Below are 16,386 nucleotides of genomic sequence, written 5' to 3' on the forward strand. Positions count from 1 at the left end.
GTTAGCCCAATCCATGACAAGCGACAGAGCCCCGAGATGCGTGACGGCTACATAATCTGCGGCACGCCGACAACCGGAAGCACCTTGCTGTGCGGCCTTCTGGCCTCGACGAAAACAGCCGGCGATCCGCACTCGTTCTACCGGCGGCAGGACAAGGCGGAATGGGCAGAAGAGTGGAATTGCCGCATCCCGATACGATGAGCGCGCATGACTTCGATGTCGCCTACCTCAAGGCGGCAATCAGCGCGGGAAAGGGCGGAACAGCCGTCTTCGGCTTGCGCCTGATGCGGGAGAACCTGGGTGAACTCTCGGCCATCCTCGACCGGATCTACCCAGACCTGCCATCGGACAAAGCACGCTTTGAAAAGGCCTTCGGGCGGGTCCTCTACATCCATCTTTCGCGCGAAAACAAGCTGGCGCAGGCGGTGTCGCTGATCAAGGCCGAGCAGACCGGGCTTTGGCACATCGCGCCGACGGAACCGAGATCGAACGAGTCGCACCGCCGCAGGAACCCCGCTACGATTTCAAGCGGATCCAGCGCGAGCTTGCCGAACTCGAAGCCTATGACGCGGGCTGGAACGTCTGGTTCGCGGAGCAGGGGATCGTCCCGCTGCGCATCGGCTATGAGCGCCTGTCAGGCGATCCGGCAGCGGCATTGGCATCCATCTGCAAGGCCCTGGGCGTTCCGGCGCCGAATGCCGCCGACGTAAAGCCGGGCGTCGCCAAGCTCTCGGACGAGATTAGTCTGGACTGGATGCGCCGCTATCGTCTGGACGCGGCGATTTGATCAAGCCCTCTTTACCGCGACCGTTTCGCTGAGCCATGTGCCGATCTTGCTGCCGAGGCGGTCGGGCGACACCGGCTTGGGCAGATAGTCGTCCATTCCGGACTCGATACATTTGTCGCGGTCGCCCTTCAGTGCGTGCGCGGTGACGCCGATGATTGGTGTGTGATTGCCACTCGCTGCCTCCGCCGCCCGGATGGCGCGGGTCGCCTCGTAGCCGTTCATCTCCGGCATGGAGACGTCCATGAGGATCAGCTTCGGCCGCAGCGCCCGGTACATCTCGACGGCCGTGCGGCCATTGCTGGCGATGCGGTAGCTGAGGCCAAGCCCATTGAGGATCTGGCCGAACACCAGCTGGTTCACGTCATTGTCCTCGGCGATCAGAATATCGATCGGGCCGTTTGGCGTGGCGATCGATTCAGGCACTGTGGCCGCCGGAATTGCCGGGCCGCGAATGACGGTGAAGGCGGGTGGCGTCACGGGTGCCGCCTGCGGAACGACAGGCTCGCGAACGAACTGGGCCTTGCCGATCTGGGCCCGCGCTTTCTGGATGGCCGAGATGACGGTGCCGAGCAGGATGGCCGAGCGCGCCGGCTTGGTGAGATGCGCGGCGATGCCGAAATCGATGACCATCTTGCCGAAATCGACCTGATCGACCGAGGTCAGCAGCACCACCGGGATGGCGGAGAGACGGCTGTCGGCGGAAATCGCCTTGGCGACATCGGCGCCGTTCATGCCGGGCATCTGGTAGTCGAGGATGATGCAGTCGACCGCAGCAGCGAGTTGGCTGGCCCGGTCTAGGAAGGCGAGGCCGACGGCGCCGCTTTCGGCGGCCGCGCAGTCGAAGCTCCAGCTTCTGAGCTGCTCCAGCAAGATCTCGCGGTTGACCGGGTTGTCGTCGATGACCAGCACGCGGGCGCCGGTGACGTCGACCGGCACGATCTCGTTGCGCGTGTCCTGCTGATGCGCCGGCAGCGGCACGGCGAACCAGAACACCGAGCCGCGGCCGATCTCGCTTTCGACGCCGATCTTGCCGCCCATCAGGTCGATGAGGCGGGCGGCGATGGCAAGGCCGAGGCCGGTGCCTTCATGGCGGCGCGTCGACGAGCCGTCGACCTGCGCGAATTTCTCGAACACGTTCTCGAGCTTCTCGGCAGGAATGCCGATGCCTGTGTCCTCGACGCGGACCTTGAGCTGGACCATGCCGTCGACCACCTCGCCGCCGACATCGATCAGCACATGGCCCTTCTCGGTGAACTTCACCGCATTGCCGAGCAGATTGGTGACGATCTGACGGAACCGTCCGGCATCGCCGACGACATGGGCAGGCAGGCGCGGGTCGACGCGCACGATCAGCTCGAGGTTCTTTTCGGCGACGCGCGCCGACACCAGTGTGGCCACGTCCTCGACCGCTTCGGCAAGCCGGAAGGGTGCAGGATCGAGCGTCAGCTGACCGGCATTGATCTTGGAGAAATCAAGGATGTCGTTGATGATGGTGAGCAGCGCATTGCCCGATTTGACGATGACATCGGTGAAGGTCTTCTGCCGCGCGTTAAGCTCGGTCTTGGCGAGCAGTTCGGCCATGCCCAGCACGCCATTCATCGGCGTGCGGATCTCATGGCTCATATTGGCCAGGAATTCCGATTTGGCGCGGTCGGCCGCTTCGGCCTTGAACAAGGATACGGCGGATTCGGTGAAGGCGCGGCGGATCGCCTTTTCCATCGGCCGGAAGATCCAGAGGGCAACGATGGCAAGAACCGCGAACAGAAGGCCGCTTGCCCACAACAGCAGCCTGTCGCTGGAGGCGTCGGCCAGATGGCGTTCGCCATCCATGGCGGTCCGCACACGCATCAGCATCGGCTGGACGAACAGGTCGTTCTGGTTGAGGATTTCGCGCGAGCTCCATTCGTCGGTCTGTTGCGCCGCCGACATCAGGTTGAAGTTGCGCACGATGTCACGCGACGACCAGAACAGGTCGCCGTTGACGGCGGCCGACGAGAGTTCGTCCAGCGTTTTGGCCGACAGGCTCGGCTTGATCGCGGCCAACTCCGCGGACAGTGTTTCGATCTCGCCGGTCAGGCGTTGCGAATGGCCGCGCGCGGCGGCGGCAAGGCCGTCACGGGTTTCGGTGCGCCAGGCCGTGCTGGCGGTTTCGGCAAAGCTGGAGGCGTTGCGCAGGTCGCGGGTGAAGACGACGAGATTGCTGCTAAGCGCGTCGATGTCGTGGCGGAAGGAATTGACGCGATTGAGCGCAAACATCACCGCGGTGGAAGCCAGCGCAAAGATGAGCAATCCCGAGATGTAGCGGATCCGGATCGAGCGGATGAAGAAAGAATATTCCGGCATGCGCAACCCCAACACATACGCATCATTTTAACGGTCGGGATTACGCTTGATTTACATTAAAATTCCGTTCGCGCCTGGCGGGCCGTCAAGATCCTGGCTGCACGTGCCCGGAGTTGGCGCCATAGAGGGTGGCATCGCATTCGCGCATCATGCGCAGTGCTTCTTCCTCGGTCAGGCCGAACTTGCGCATCATGCTCCGGATTTCGGGGCCTACAGCTATCTCCACCGGTCTTGCCGCCTGGCGGGTCTTCCTGGCCTTTTTCTTGGACATCAGTACGTTTCCCGTCTTGACCGACACATGTTTCTCATCAGCCCTGGCCCGGCCTCACCGTGCTGCGCCAGACCATGGGCGCATGGCAGATCAGGCGGCTGCCAGCCTCCTCCCGCGCGCCGGTCGCGAGCCGCACGGCGCGCCTGGCGATCTCCTCGATCGGCGGCGAGAACGTCGTCAGCCGGTAAGAGGCCCAGTCGGCCTGTTCAATGTCGTCAAAGCCGATGACGCAGAGATCGCGGGGTACGTTGATGCCGAACTCGTGGCGGGCCGCATCGAGAAAGCCGCACGCAATCAGGTCGGTCACGCAGAACGCCGCATCCGGCCGCTGCCGGCCGGAAAAGAGTCGCCTGGCGCCATCGGCTCCGGTGGCATAGCCGGTGCGGCCCTCGCGCCACACGGTCACCTCCAGCCCTTCCTTCTGCGCGGCGGTAAGGAAGGCGGTTTCGCGGGAGAGCAGGCTGGGCGTGCCGGCAGCCGAGGTCACCAAAGCGGGGCGGGTACAGCCGGCCCGGATGAAGGCATGCAGCGCTGCCTCTGCGGCTGCAGCGTTGTCGACACCGATATTGTGCGGGCCGTCGAAGCGGTCATCGCGATTGATCAGCACCAGCCGCTGGCCGTTCTCAAGACAGGTGCGGATCAGCAACTGCGGCGGCGAGCCGGACAGAACGATGCTCGCATCGGCGCGATAGTTCAGCGTGTTGCGCAGCGCCTGGTCGACATGGTGGCTGGGGCCGGAGGTGTTGAACACCATGGCCATTTTGCCGGCGTCCCGCAGATGTTGGGTCAGCGCCTTCTGCAGGCGGGCATGATAGGGCGTGTCGCCATCGGCAACGATGAGGCAGACGATGCCGGTCGAAGCCCGCATCAGGCCGCGAGCCAGATGGTTGACGTGATAGCCGAGTTGCTCGGCCGCCAGCATCACCCGTTCGCGGGTTTCCCCGGAAACGGAAGCGCCGGGCGTGAAGGTACGTGACACGGCCGAGCGCGAAACCCCGGCGAGGTCGGCAACCTGCTGGGCGCTGGAAAAACCGGTGCGGATTCTCGGAACCGTCAAGCGAACGCTCTCGCTGCTGTTTTCGTGATTCTTTGCACGCCCGTGCAATGTAATGCAACTCTTCTGCCATTGCCACCCACCGCACTTGACAGGCATGGCGGAATGCAACAGCTTTGCACAGCCGTGCAATACAAGCCGGCTCAAGAGTGGCATCGGAGGAATACCCTGTCCATTTCGCCGAAGACGGCATTGAGGGCGCGACTGTCCGGACCGGCTGCATGAGCAGGGCGGCGGCGCATCCGAAGGCGGACCGGCTGTCCGAGGCCGAGATGGACAGGCGTGCCGAGGTCTGCCGGAAACTGCTTGTCACGGCCGGGCAACTGGCGATGGAAGGCTATGCCCGGCAGGGCGCCGTCCAGCCGGTGGCGATGAAAGGCCCGCAGGATTTTCTCACTGAAACCGACGGCAAGGTCGAGGAGCACATCCGCGCGACGCTGGCAGACGCTTTTCCGCAGGACGGGTTTTTGGGCGAGGAAGGCGGTGGCATCGGCTCTGCCCGCATGTGGGTCGTCGACCCCATCGACGGCACCGCCAATTTCATGCGCGGTATTCCGCATTTCTGCATTTCGATAGCTTTCGTCGAGGACGGCCGCAGCGAGATCGGCGGCATTGCCAATCCGGCCATCGGCGAAACGTATTTTGCCCGTCGCGGGCAAGGCGCGACACGCAATGGCGCGCCGATCCATGTTTCGCCGACGCAAGCGTTCGACCGTGCCTTTGTGGAGTTCGGCTGGTCGCCGAGGATTCCGAACCGTGAGTATCTCGACAAGGTGAGCCTGGTGTGGGCGCTCGGCGCCAATGTACGCCGCTCCGGCTCCGGAGCGCTTGGGCTGGCCTATGTGGCCGACGGCCGCTCGGATGCCTATGCCGAGCTGCACATCAATTCGTGGGACTGCCTGGCCGGATTGCTGCTGGTGGAGGAGGCCGGCGGCCGTGTGAACCGGTTCCTCGACGGCGACGGCATGGCGAAGGGCAATCCCGTGCTAGCGGCAGCACCCGGCGTTGCGGCGACATTGTCCCAGGTGATCGGAGTGCCGCTCGACGACGGGTAGATCGTTTCCAGTGAGAAGACAGGGAGGAATATCGATGAAGACATTTGACAGTAAGCGAGGCTTGCGCGCCGCCTGGCTTGGCCTTGGCGCGGCGCTGGCCATGTTCGGATTGGCGAGTGCCGCCCAGGCGGTCGACCGCAGCCTCACAATGTATTGCGCCGTCGACGAGGCCTGGTGCCGGGCGATGGCGACCACCTACCAGAAGGAGACGGGCGTCAGCGTCGACATGACCCGCATGAGCGCCGGCGAAATCTACGCCCGCCTCCGGGCCGAGAAGGACAATCCGCAAGCCGATATCTGGTGGGGCGGCACCGGCGACCCGCATCTGCAGGCGGCGGAAGAGGGCCTCACCCAGGAATACAAGTCGCCGCAACTGGCAAACTTGCGCGACTGGGCGCTGAAGCAGGCCGACAGGTCGAAGAACCGCACGGTCGGCATTTATCTCGGTGCACTCGGCTATGGCTACAATGAGGAAGATCTGAAGCAGCGCGGGCTGACCGCGCCGGCGTGCTGGGCCGATCTGGTCAAGCCGGAATTCCAGGGCGAGATCGAGATGGCCGACCCGAATTCATCGGGCACGGCCTGGACCATGCTTGCCACCATCGTCCAGCTGATGGGCGAGGACAAGGCATTCGACTATCTCAAGCAGCTCAACAAGAACATCGCCGAATACACCAAGGCAGGGGCCGCGCCGGCGCTCGCCGTCGGCAAGGGCGAGACGCTGATCGGCATCTCCTTCCAGCACGACGTCATCAACGCGGCCAAGCAGAACCCGGCGGTGAAGGTGGTTTCGCCTTGCGAGGGCACCGGCTTCGAGATCGGCTCGATGAGCATCGTGACGGGCGCCAAGCATGCCGAAGAGGCGCAGAAATTCTACGACTGGGCGCTGAGCCCGGACGCGCAGAAGCTCGCGGCGCCGAACGGCAGCTTCCAGATCCCGTCGAACACCGCCACGCCGGTGCCGCCCGAGGCGCCGGACCTCTCAAAGATCAAGCTGATCGACTACGACTTCGCCAAATATGGCTCGTCGGCCGAACGCAAGCGGCTGTTGAAGAAGTTCACCGATGAGGTCCGCAATGGCGGCTGAGCGCGTTCTTTCGCGCTCACTCTAGCATCTGATCGCTGGCTGCCCCTCGCGGCAGCCGGCGCACCATCCTTGGCACAGAAAGACATTGAATGGCCGCGGCCGGTTCCATGGTCAGTTCCGCTCCTGGACGCAGCGCGCTCGCCTGGGTAATGGCCGCGTGGGCGAGCTTCGTTCTCTTGCCTTGGTACAAGGTCGAAGGCGGCTTCTTGTCGTTCGACTGGCTGGCACAGCCGGCGGATGCGACACCGGCCATCATCCTGGCGCTCGGTGGCCGGCCCTGGCTGTTGCCGCTTGTCCTGCCGCTTCTGCTGGCGAGCTGGCTGGTGGGGCGCAACAAACCCAAGAGCCTTGCGGTTGCAGGCGCGGCGGGCCTGCTGTGGCTGGCCATCGAAGGCTTTTCCATCATCCATTCGGGCTGGGGATTTGGCTTGCTTACCCGGATCGCCGGCACGCCGGGACCGATGCAGCCGGGGCTTGGCTGGGGCGCGGCGCTCTATGCCGTGGCGATGCTGATGTTCATCGCCGAGGCGCTCGCCGCGCGCGGCTGGTGCAAGGGCGACCGCTTCGTCGTCGGCTCGCTCTCAATCGTGATTGCTTCGCTGATCCTGTTCGTCGCCTATCCGCTGCTGTCGATCCTCACCTCGGCCATCAAGGACAATGACGGCAATGTCGTGCCGGCGCTGTTCGTCGAAAAGATCTTCAGCGCCAATATATGGAGCCTGCGCTGCCTCTATGGCGAGGGCTCCTGCGGCGTGGCGTGGAACACGGTGGCGATCGCAGTCCTCGTCGGCTTTTTCTGCACGGCGCTCGGCCTAGCGCTGGCGCTGATCGCGCTACGCACCAAGCTGCCGGCCAAATGGTTGCTGCGCGGCCTGTCCATCCTGCCGATCATCACGCCGCCCTTCGTCATCGGCCTGGCGCTGATCCTGCTGTTCGGCCGCGCCGGCATCGTCACCAACCTCATGTCGGTGCATCTCGGCATTCCGCGCAGCCGCTGGATCTACGGCATGGCCGGCATCACCATCGCGCAGGTGCTGGCCTTCACGCCGATCGCCTTCCTGGTTCTGGTCGGCGTGCTGCAAGGCGTCAGCCCAAGCATGGAGGAAGCATCACAAACCCTGCGCGCCAGCCGCTGGCGCACATTTCGCACCGTCACCTGGCCGTTGATCCGGCCGGGGCTGGCCAGCGCCTTCCTGATTTCGTTTATCGAGAGCATGGCCGATTTCGCCAATCCGCTGGTGCTGGGCGGAAACTTCAACGTGCTGTCGACCGACATCTTCTTTGCAGTGGTCGGTGCGGCGCACGACCAGGGCCGCGCGGCGGTGCTGGCGATCGTGCTGTTGATGTTCACGCTGGCAGCCTTCGTCATCCAGCGCCGCTGGATCGGCAGCCGCAGCTACGTCACCGTCGCAGGCAAGGGCGATGGCGGCGTACCGGCGACGCTGCCCAAGGCCTTGCGGATCGGCTGCTACGCCGCCGTCGTTCCGTGGCTGGTTCTGACCATCGTGGTCTACGGCATCATCCTGGGCGGCGGTTTCGTGCAATCGATCGGGCGCGACAACACGCCGACGCTCGAGTATTTCCTCACCGCCTTTTCGATCGAGAAAGGCGTCAATGGCTGGTTTTTCAGCGGCTCGGCCTGGCCGTCGCTGCTGATGACCATCGGCCTGGCGCTGGTGGCGATGCCGTTCACTGCGGCGCTCGGCATCCTGACGGCCTATCTGCTCGACCGGCAGCGTTTCGCCGGGCGCACCATGTTCGAGTTCCTGGCCATGATGAGTTTCGCAATTCCCGGCACGGTGATCGGCGTCAGTTATATCCTTGCCTTCAACGTGCCGCCGGTGCAGTTGACCGGTACCGGGCTGATCATCGTCATCTCCTTCATCTTCCGTAATATGCCGGTGGCGATCCGTGCCGGGCTCGCCAATCTGGGCCAGATCGACAAGAGCCTGGACGAGGCATCGCTGACGCTTGGGGCGCGGTCTTTTGCTACCTTGCTGCGGGTGATCCTGCCGATCCTGAAGCCGGCGATCGTGACCGCGATGATCTACAGTTTCGTGCGCGCGGTGACGGCGGTCAGCGCCGTCATCTTCCTGGCGAGCGGCCGGTTCAATCTCGCCACGGTCTACATTGTCGGGCGCGCAGATGTCGGCGAATACGGCATCGCGATTGTCTATTCGGCGGTGATGATCGTTGTCATGATGGTCATCCTCATCGGCATCCAGCTGCTGGTCGGCGAACGCCGACTCGGCCGGCGCCGGCCTGGGGCGGAAGCCGTGGTGGCAGCAATCTGATGGGGAGAAGCGGCGTGGATCAGACGGCGAAGAATGCTGTCCCGGTTGTCACGGACAGGCCGGCCGTGCGGTTCGAGGGCGTCACCAAGAAATACGGCGCGGTGATCGCCGTCGACAATGTCAGCTTCGACATCGCGCCGGCCAGCCTGGTGACGCTGCTCGGGCCCTCGGGTTGCGGCAAGACGACGACGCTCAGGCTGATCGCCGGGCTGGAACAGACCAGCACCGGGCGCATCCTGATCGACGACAAGGACGTCACCTTGCTGTCCGCCGCCGAGCGAGATGTCTCCATGGTGTTCCAGTCCTATGCGCTGTTCCCGCACATGAACGTGATGGAGAATGTCAGCTACGGCTTGCGGGCTATGGGGCTTGGCAAGGCGCAGGCAGCCGAGCGCGCCGCCGAAAAGCTGTCGCTTGTCGGCCTGTCCGGCTACGAGAAGCGCCAGCCGAGCGAATTGTCCGGCGGCCAGCAGCAGCGCGTCGCGGTGGCGCGAGCCATCGTACTGGAGCCGAAGGTGCTGCTGTTCGACGAGCCGCTGTCCAATCTCGACGCCAAGCTGCGCCGGCGGGTGCGCGACGAAATCCGCGGCCTGCAGCAAGATCTGGCGCTGACCATGGTCTATGTCACGCATGACCAGGAAGAGGCGCTCGCCGTCTCCGACCGCATCATCGTCATGAACGCCGCTCGCGTCGCCCAGGACGGCACGCCGCGCGACCTCTACAACGAGCCGACCAACCGTTTCATCGCCGACTTCATGGGCGACGCCAATCTGCTCGACGTCGAGGTGCTTTCCAGCAATGCAACCAGAGCGAGGGTCAAGGTCGGACCCTTGCTGCTCGACATGCCGGGTCGCGGTAACGCTCCGGGACCGGCGATGCTCGCTGTGCGCCCGAATGCCGTGCGCATCTTGCCCGGCCAGCCAGCGGGCACCATGAAGGGCCAGGTGGTCAAGAGCTCGTATCTCGGCGACCACATGGAATACCGGATCGCGATCAGCGATCCGGCGGTCGAACTGTTCGCGACATCGCCTGATGTCACACCCGCCGTGGCGGAAGGGACGATGGTCGGGATCGATTTCGATCCGGCGAAGATCGTGCTGATCAAAGACGATTGAACGCGCCGGGAAAACCGTTGCACACTTTCCCGGCGTTGCTTGGTGACGTTACAACAGGCGGCGACCAGGGATTAGCGACCCAGTTTCGCCTTGGGTTTAGAATCGTTGTTTTTGCATGCTCGCCTATTTGCGAGCCTGAGGGTCACCAGGGCGCATCGACCGAACTCAAACGAGCTTTTCCAGCGTGATCGGAAGGCTTCGAATGCGTTTGCCGGTCGCGTGGAAGACGGCATTACCGATCGCAGGTGCGACCCCTACGACACCGATCTCGCCGACGCCTTTGCCGCCAAGAGCGGTTGCCTGCATGTCCGGAATTCCAACCGAAATCACCTGGATGTCGGGCACATCGGCGTTAACCGGGACGGCATAGTCGGCAAAATTCGCGTTGATGATGCGCCCGTCTCGCTGGTCGACGTAACCTTCTTCCAGGAGAGCCTGCCCGAGACCCATGACCATACCGCCGATCCACTGGCTTTCGGCAAGCTTCGGATTGAAGATCCTGCCGCTATCGAATGCCGAGACCATGCGCTTGACGCGGATCGTGCCAAAATCCTCATCGATCCGAACTTCCACGAAATGCGCACACCAGCTATGGGCCGAGACGCCTCCTTCCAAAGCGCCCTTCAACTGGGCGAAACTGCGGTCAGCTCCGTTCTTCATCTCCTCGGTGGCGCCGGGAGCAAAGGTGTTACCCTCGATTTCCAGTTTGTCTTTGCCCACTGCCTTCAACAGTTCCGCGATGCCGATACCGCCGTTCGGCCGCCGGGTCGGTCGCACCGAGCCGTTTTCGAACGTGAGGTCACTCGCCTTCGAGGTTGCCAGCGGCGACTTCGGATCGGATGCGGCAAGCGCCAGCAAGGCGTCCCGTGCATTCCTGGCCGCCTTGTCCACCGCTCCCGTCAGGTTGTTGGCCTGCTGGGAGCCGCCAGCGAGCGCCGATCTGGGGAGGAGGGTATCACCCAGCCGCACCGCGACTGTCTCAACAGGAACGCCCAGAGCGTCAGCCGCTGTCTGGGCGAGAATGGTATAAGTCCCCGTTCCCATGTCGGTGCCCGCGCTGAGGACTTCGATCTGCCCACTGGCATGGAGTACGATCTTGGCTTCGCTCGCGGTACGGATCATGGGGTATGACCCGGCGGCCATTCCATAACCGATCAACTCGCGGCCTTCGCGCATCGAGCGGGGGGCCGGGTTCCGGTTCCACCAGTCGAAGGCTTCCGAGCCGACGGCATAGGCTTCGCGTAACTGTCGAGTGCTCCACTTCATCCCATTGCTGGGATCCGTCTCCGCCCAGTTGGCAAGGCGCAGCGTGACCGGATCCATGCTGAGCGCGTACGCCAGCTCGTCGATCGCGCTTTCCAGAGCATAGGCACTGGGGTTTTCGCCGGGCCCCCGTTTCCAGCCGGGCTGGACGGTATTGACCGGGACGACGTTGAGACGTGACGAGAAGTTCGGCGTCGCATACATGATCTTCGTCACATTGTTGCAAGCCTCGATATGGACCTCGTCAATCGCCGTCTCGTTCCAGCTCTCATGGACGATCGAGCTTATCTTTCCGTCCTTCGAGGCTCCGATTGAGAGTGTCTGCCGTGTCGCCGGCCGACCGCCAAGGCCGGTGAAGGTCTGCGGCCGCGTGAGAGAAACCTTGATCGGCCTGCCCAGTTTCCGCGAGGCCGCGCAAGCCAGCCCCACATGCGGATGTGCCCCGATCTTGGACCCGAACCCACCGCCGACATAAGGCGAGATCACCCGCACATTCTCGATGTCGATGCCGAGCCATTCCGACACGACGCTCCGTGCCCCGCCAACCCACTGGCTGGGCTCCCAGACGGTGATTTTCCCGTTCTCCCAGGAAGCGATGCACGCATGCGGCTCCATCGGCACATTGTATTCGCGTGACGTCGTGTAAGTGACGTCTACCTTGACCTCGGCATTGGCCAACGCTGTCGCCGCATCGCCCCACGCGGCACCCATCTCATCGATGGGCTGCACTTTTGCCTTGGGATCGTTGATGTCGAGAATAGGGTCGCCGTCCTCATATTCGATCTTGAGAAGACTTGCCGCTTCCGTTGCCTGCTCAAAGGTTTCTGCGACCACGAGCGCGATATGCATGCCGTTGAAACGGACCACATCGTCTTGAATTGGGGTAAATTCCTCGGTCGCTCCGCCGCCCTTGCTGTAGACGGTCGGCTTGTTGAGCTTCAGGGAATTCTGCGCGGTGTAGACATCCAGGACACCCGGTAGAGCCTTGGCGGCCGACGTATCGATACTGACGATACGCCCTGCCGGCCGCGTCGATTGGACGGTAACGCCATAGGCCAGGTTCTCCAGCTTCTGCTCGATCGCATAGCGAGCCTGCCCGGTTACTTTCAACGGGCCTTCGGCGCGGGAAAGCCTGGCACCGAGAGCTGGCGCCTTGGCGGGGACGGTCTCAGCCGCAACGGCTTTTGACGAGAGATCGACAGCGGCGCCAGCGACAGCGGCTACGCCGGCGCCGAGCTTCAAGACGGTGCGGCGGTTGAGTTCGAACGCGTTACCATGTGTCATGCGATACCTCCTACCGTCATCAGGGCGCGGGCCACGACCTTCGGTGCCAGTTCAATCTTGAATGCGTTGTGTCCGCTCGACTTCGCGCCGTCGCCGGCGGCTGACGAGGCGCTACGAAGCGTCGCCTCGTCGAGCGTCTTTCCCTTGAGCAAATTTTCGACGGCGCGCAGGCGCCAGGGTTTGGTGGCGAGGCCGCCGACCGCAATGCGTACTTCGCGAATTGTCTTGCCATCGGCTTCCAATTCGATCCCGACAGCGGCGCTGGCCGCGGCGAACTCGTACGACACGCGCTCCCGGACCTTGAGATAATGCGAGCGTTCCAGGGCTGCCAAACGCGGGATCTCGATCCCGACGATCATCTCGCCGGCCGACAGCTCATGCTCAAGGTGCGGGGTATCGCCAGGGAGAAGGAAGAATTCGTCGACGGGAATTTTGCGTTCGGAAGCTCCCCGGATGATGACCGTGGCGTCGAATGCCACCAGGGAAACCGCAAAATCTCCGGGGTAGATTGCTATGCACGCGTCACTCGTGCCGAGCACCGCGTGGTTGCGGTTGACGCCGCCAAGGGCAGCGCATCCGGAACCTGGATTGCGCTTGTTGCAGTTCGAATAAGCGCCCGGGTCCCGGAAGTAGGTGCAACGGGTTCGCTGCATCAAGTTTCCACCGATGGACGCCATGTTGCGCAGCTGTGCCGAGGCAGCGCGCCACAGGCTTTCGGAAAGCACCGGCGCAGCCTGCTTGATATCGGCGTGGGCGGCGACCTTGCTCATCTTGGCGAGCGCACCGATGCGAATGGCATCCGCCGATACCTGGATCGTGTCCAGGCCTGAAAGGCGTGTGATGTCGACCACCCGCGCAGGACGCTCGACATTCAGCTTCATGAGGTCAACAAGCGTGGTCCCACCGGCGAGAAATCTTGTCTCCGGCTTGGCAGCCTCGGCAATGGCCGTCGCGGCATCTTTGGCGCGGAGATACTCGAAAGGTCTCATAGTGCCGCCTCCTTCTTCAGGCGGCTGGCGGCATCGCGCACCGCGGTGACGATATGGGGGTAAGCGCCGCACCGGCAGATGTTGCCGCTCATGTATTCGCGGATGTCCTCGTCCGTATCGGCGTGGCCCTCACGAATGCATGCAACGGCCGACATGATCTGACCGGGGGTGCAATAGCCGCACTGGAATGCATCGTGCTCGATGAACGCGGTCTGGACTGCGTGCATCACGCCGTCGGCAGCCTGGAGGCCCTCGATCGTCGTGACCTGACGGCCTTCGACCTGGGCCGCCAGCGTCAGGCAGCTCAATACCCGCTCGCCGTCGACGTGGACGGTACAGGCGCCGCACTGCCCATGATCACAGCCTTTTTTCGTGCCGGGCAGGTTGGCATGCTCGCGTAGTGCATCCAGCAGAGTCACGCGTACATCAAGATTGAGCTGGTGGCGCCGGCTGTTGATGTCCAAGGCTAGCTGTCGGGGCTCTGGCATGTCGTCTCCTCGAGTGGCGGGCGGGATATAGGACGCGAAGCTAATCGGACCGACGACGCCTGGCGGCATCAGTGGGAAAGGGAACGTCCATTCCGAAGTTCGGTCGTTGGCCGGTTGCCCAACGGTCAACCCTCAGGAGAGCACGGGCGCGACGTTCGGATTAGCCCCCAGAATTCGCATGAGCCTATCGATGGCGCTCATAAATAGACCTGCGACGACGGCAGTGCTGGATGCGACGTTCAGCTGTCGAAGGCCAGTGAGCCGGATAGCTCCTCATGGGCATCGACCTGCTGCTGCAGCAGAGCGAGTTTCTGCCTGACCATTGCAAGAGCATCGGCACCGGCGATGAACCGACGGGGCAGCTCCGGCTTGTCGACCAGAGTGATCAACGCCTGCGCGAGTTTGGCGGGGTCGCCGACTTGCTGGCCGTTCGCGGCTTTCCAACCCGTTATCTGCCGGGCGCGACGTTCGCTGTAATCGCTGACGAATGACGGAGCATATTGAGTGGATTCGTCCGTCAGCAGCTCCGTGCGGAAAAACCCGGGGTTCACGATCATCGTTTCAATGCCGAACGGCGCCACCTCGGCTTGCAGTGACTCGATCCAGCCATCAACGCCGAACTTTGCCGCGGCGTATGCAGAACAGAACTCAAAGCCGACCAGGCCGGCCGTCGATGAGATGGCAATGACCTTGCCAGAACCCTGCGCGCGCATGACCGGCAGGACTGCGCGGGTGACGTTCATGGCGCCGGTCAGGGTGGACGCGAGCTGAAGTTCGATATGGGCCGGAGTCAGGTCCTCGAAATAGCCGGCATAGAAGCCCGCGGCATTGTTGACGAGCACGTCGAGGCGACCAAAGCGGTCCAGGGTTGCCTTCACCGCGGCGTCGGCGTCGGCCGGCTTGGTCACGTCCAACGTGACGACCAAAAGATTGTCCGACTGCCCGATCGCCTTGGCGACCCGATCTGGGTTACGACCGGTCGCAACGACCTTATCGCCGATGGCCAGGACCGCTTTGGCAAAGTCGAGGCCCATGCCTCGCCCTGCGCCGGTAATCATCCATACTCTGTTCATAGGCATATCCTTCATGGCCGGTATCTTTCAGTTTATGCCGCGTTGGCTTGTGGCACGTCCGTCTCAGCGTTTCGTTGTCTGCCTGGTGAAATAGCGAATAGGACTCGATACGATTAGCCTCTATAATCTGCATGAAGTTAGAAATAGGATTGATGAATGAGGCGCGGAGATTTCAGCGAGCTGGCAGTCTTCATCGCCGTAGCAGAGGCGGGCAGCTTCACACGCGCCGCAGCAAAGCTTGGTCTATCGCAGTCGGCGCTCAGCTACGCTGTCAGAACGCTGGAACAGCGCATGGGAGTCCGGCTGATCTCACGCACCACCCGCAGCCTGTCCGTGACGGTAGCTGGAGAGCGCTTGCTGCGAAGCCTGCGACCGGCCTTCGATCACATCGAAAGCGAGATCGCCGCCGTCGCCGCCCTGCGCGACAAGCCCACTGGCCTCATTCGCCTGACGACATTCCGGTATGCTGCCAAATCAGTACTGTGGCCCGTCATCGCCAGACTCCTTCTGGAGTATCCGGATATCGAAGTAGAATTGAGCCTGGACGAAGGTCTGGTTGACATCGTTGCAAGCAAATTCGACGCCGGTATCCGGATCGGCGAGCAGGTCCAGAAGGACATGGTGGCAGTAAGGATCGGCCCGGACCTGCGTATGGCGGTAGTTGGATCACCGTCGTATTTTGCAACCCGAACGGTTCCAAAGACACCGCGCGAACTTGGGGAACACAAAGGCATCAGCTACCGTCAGAAGACCGGCGGCGGGCTCTTTGCCTGGGAGTTCGAAAAACGCGGTGAGGAACTTGAAGTCAGGATGAATGGCCCACTCATTATCAATGACGGGGAAATGCTGGAGGCTGCGGCCCTCGACGGGCTCGGACTAGCATACACATTTGAAAGCCAGGTCGCTCCGTTCGTCGCAGACGGACGCCTGATCCGGGTGCTGGAAGACTGGTGCCAACCCTTCCCGGGCTATCACCTCTATTATCCCAGCCGACGCCAGCACACTGCAGCGTTCGCTCTTCTTGTGGAGGCACTCCGTCTCAAGGCGTGACGGAAGGGCGAAAACACGCCGCTCTAACTTGGCGAAGTGAGTTATCCCTCCCTCATCAGCACAATTTTCGGGCGTCCAAATCGATTCCTCCGTCGCAAGTTGCCCCCCTCACGGACTGCGTCGCGGTGGCCGTCCGATTCCGAGCCTTGAAGCTGCCAGTCGCTTCCGGCCCTTATGCGGTCATTCCCTGATGCAGGTTGAGATGGCCTCGTGCTGGCAATGGCCGATGACTT

12 protein-coding genes and 1 pseudogene are annotated in these 16,386 nt (G+C 62.9%); 6 read left to right on the forward strand and 7 right to left on the reverse strand.

From position 1 onward, the window contains the following. Positions 1 to 36 precede the first annotated feature (36 nt). Positions 37 to 787, forward strand: a pseudogene (locus NKI88_RS20225) (Stf0 family sulfotransferase). Here NKI88_RS20225 and NKI88_RS20230 read toward each other — a convergent pair. From NKI88_RS20230 to NKI88_RS20240, 3 genes are all read right to left on the reverse strand, one after another. After that, on the reverse strand, positions 788 to 3,130 hold the full coding sequence (locus tag NKI88_RS20230) for a response regulator (RefSeq protein ID WP_352656827.1): 2,343 nt from the start codon (positions 3,128 to 3,130) through the stop codon (positions 788 to 790). An 85-nt stretch (positions 3,131 to 3,215) separates the two neighbouring features. Beyond that, entirely contained in the window at positions 3,216 to 3,401 is a 186-nt protein-coding gene (locus NKI88_RS20235) for a hypothetical protein (protein ID WP_023684018.1), read from the reverse strand. 37 nt (positions 3,402 to 3,438) lie between these two features. Continuing rightward, positions 3,439 to 4,458 (reverse strand): LacI family DNA-binding transcriptional regulator, encoded by a 1,020-nt coding sequence (locus NKI88_RS20240; RefSeq protein ID WP_031195645.1) that lies wholly within the window; start codon positions 4,456 to 4,458, stop codon positions 3,439 to 3,441. A 218-nt stretch (positions 4,459 to 4,676) separates the two neighbouring features. Here NKI88_RS20240 and NKI88_RS20245 point away from each other — a divergent pair, with 218 nt between their 5' ends. From NKI88_RS20245 to NKI88_RS20260, 4 genes are all read left to right on the forward strand, one after another. Continuing rightward, positions 4,677 to 5,510 carry an inositol monophosphatase family protein gene (locus NKI88_RS20245; RefSeq protein WP_031198040.1) on the forward strand — a complete coding sequence of 278 codons (834 nt, stop codon included), beginning with the start codon at positions 4,677 to 4,679 and terminating at the stop codon, positions 5,508 to 5,510. A 61-nt stretch (positions 5,511 to 5,571) separates the two neighbouring features. Further along, positions 5,572 to 6,597 (forward strand): ABC transporter substrate-binding protein, encoded by a 1,026-nt coding sequence (locus tag NKI88_RS20250; RefSeq protein WP_502909480.1) that lies wholly within the window; start codon positions 5,572 to 5,574, stop codon positions 6,595 to 6,597. An 89-nt stretch (positions 6,598 to 6,686) separates the two neighbouring features. Then, entirely contained in the window at positions 6,687 to 8,891 is a 2,205-nt protein-coding gene (locus tag NKI88_RS20255; protein ID WP_502909479.1) for an ABC transporter permease, read from the forward strand. Positions 8,892 to 8,905: 14 nt separating this feature from the next. Continuing rightward, positions 8,906 to 10,006 carry an ABC transporter ATP-binding protein gene (locus NKI88_RS20260; protein WP_352656832.1) on the forward strand — a complete coding sequence of 367 codons (1,101 nt, stop codon included), beginning with the start codon at positions 8,906 to 8,908 and terminating at the stop codon, positions 10,004 to 10,006. A gap of 165 nt (positions 10,007 to 10,171) precedes the next feature. Here NKI88_RS20260 and NKI88_RS20265 read toward each other — a convergent pair whose 3' ends face one another. The 4 genes from NKI88_RS20265 to NKI88_RS20280 form a co-directional block, all read right to left on the reverse strand. Next, the gene (locus NKI88_RS20265; RefSeq protein ID WP_352656835.1) at positions 10,172 to 12,553 is read right to left on the reverse strand and encodes a xanthine dehydrogenase family protein molybdopterin-binding subunit; all 2,382 of its coding nucleotides are present in this window, start codon (positions 12,551 to 12,553) and stop codon (positions 10,172 to 10,174) included. Then, entirely contained in the window at positions 12,550 to 13,542 is a 993-nt protein-coding gene (locus tag NKI88_RS20270) for an FAD binding domain-containing protein (protein ID WP_352656838.1), read from the reverse strand. Before NKI88_RS20270 ends, NKI88_RS20265 begins: the two co-directional genes overlap by 4 nt. Next, on the reverse strand, positions 13,539 to 14,030 hold the full coding sequence (locus tag NKI88_RS20275; RefSeq protein WP_352656841.1) for a (2Fe-2S)-binding protein: 492 nt from the start codon (positions 14,028 to 14,030) through the stop codon (positions 13,539 to 13,541). Before NKI88_RS20275 ends, NKI88_RS20270 begins: the two co-directional genes overlap by 4 nt. A gap of 239 nt (positions 14,031 to 14,269) precedes the next feature. Continuing rightward, positions 14,270 to 15,103, reverse strand: coding sequence for an SDR family oxidoreductase (locus NKI88_RS20280; RefSeq protein WP_352656844.1), 834 nt, complete (start codon positions 15,101 to 15,103; stop codon positions 14,270 to 14,272). Positions 15,104 to 15,259: 156 nt separating this feature from the next. On the opposite strand from NKI88_RS20280, the gene NKI88_RS20285 reads away from it, so the two are divergent. After that, complete coding sequence (locus tag NKI88_RS20285) at positions 15,260 to 16,153, forward strand: LysR family transcriptional regulator (protein ID WP_352656847.1); 894 nt, start codon at positions 15,260 to 15,262, stop codon at positions 16,151 to 16,153. Positions 16,154 to 16,386: the final 233 nt, after the last annotated feature.

Origin of the sequence: Mesorhizobium sp. M0317 (assembly GCF_040321555.1) — a bacterium.
Lineage (GTDB): Bacteria > Pseudomonadota > Alphaproteobacteria > Rhizobiales > Rhizobiaceae > Mesorhizobium.

What these genes read in the sequence shown, in the direction of transcription:
- NKI88_RS20230 (WP_352656827.1), bottom strand. Translation starts at nt 3,130, where the DNA reads ATGCCGGAATATTCTTTCTTCATCCGCTCGATCCGGATCCGCTACATC.
- NKI88_RS20235 (WP_023684018.1), bottom strand. Translation starts at nt 3,401, where the DNA reads ATGTCCAAGAAAAAGGCCAGGAAGACCCGCCAGGCGGCAAGACCGGTG.
- NKI88_RS20245 (WP_031198040.1), top strand. Translation starts at nt 4,677, where the DNA reads ATGAGCAGGGCGGCGGCGCATCCGAAGGCGGACCGGCTGTCCGAGGCC.
- NKI88_RS20255 (WP_502909479.1), top strand. Translation starts at nt 6,687, where the DNA reads ATGGCCGCGGCCGGTTCCATGGTCAGTTCCGCTCCTGGACGCAGCGCG.
- NKI88_RS20265 (WP_352656835.1), bottom strand. Translation starts at nt 12,553, where the DNA reads ATGACACATGGTAACGCGTTCGAACTCAACCGCCGCACCGTCTTGAAG.
- NKI88_RS20270 (WP_352656838.1), bottom strand. Translation starts at nt 13,542, where the DNA reads ATGAGACCTTTCGAGTATCTCCGCGCCAAAGATGCCGCGACGGCCATT.
- NKI88_RS20275 (WP_352656841.1), bottom strand. Translation starts at nt 14,030, where the DNA reads ATGCCAGAGCCCCGACAGCTAGCCTTGGACATCAACAGCCGGCGCCAC.
- NKI88_RS20280 (WP_352656844.1), bottom strand. Translation starts at nt 15,103, where the DNA reads ATGAACAGAGTATGGATGATTACCGGCGCAGGGCGAGGCATGGGCCTC.
- NKI88_RS20285 (WP_352656847.1), top strand. Translation starts at nt 15,260, where the DNA reads ATGAGGCGCGGAGATTTCAGCGAGCTGGCAGTCTTCATCGCCGTAGCA.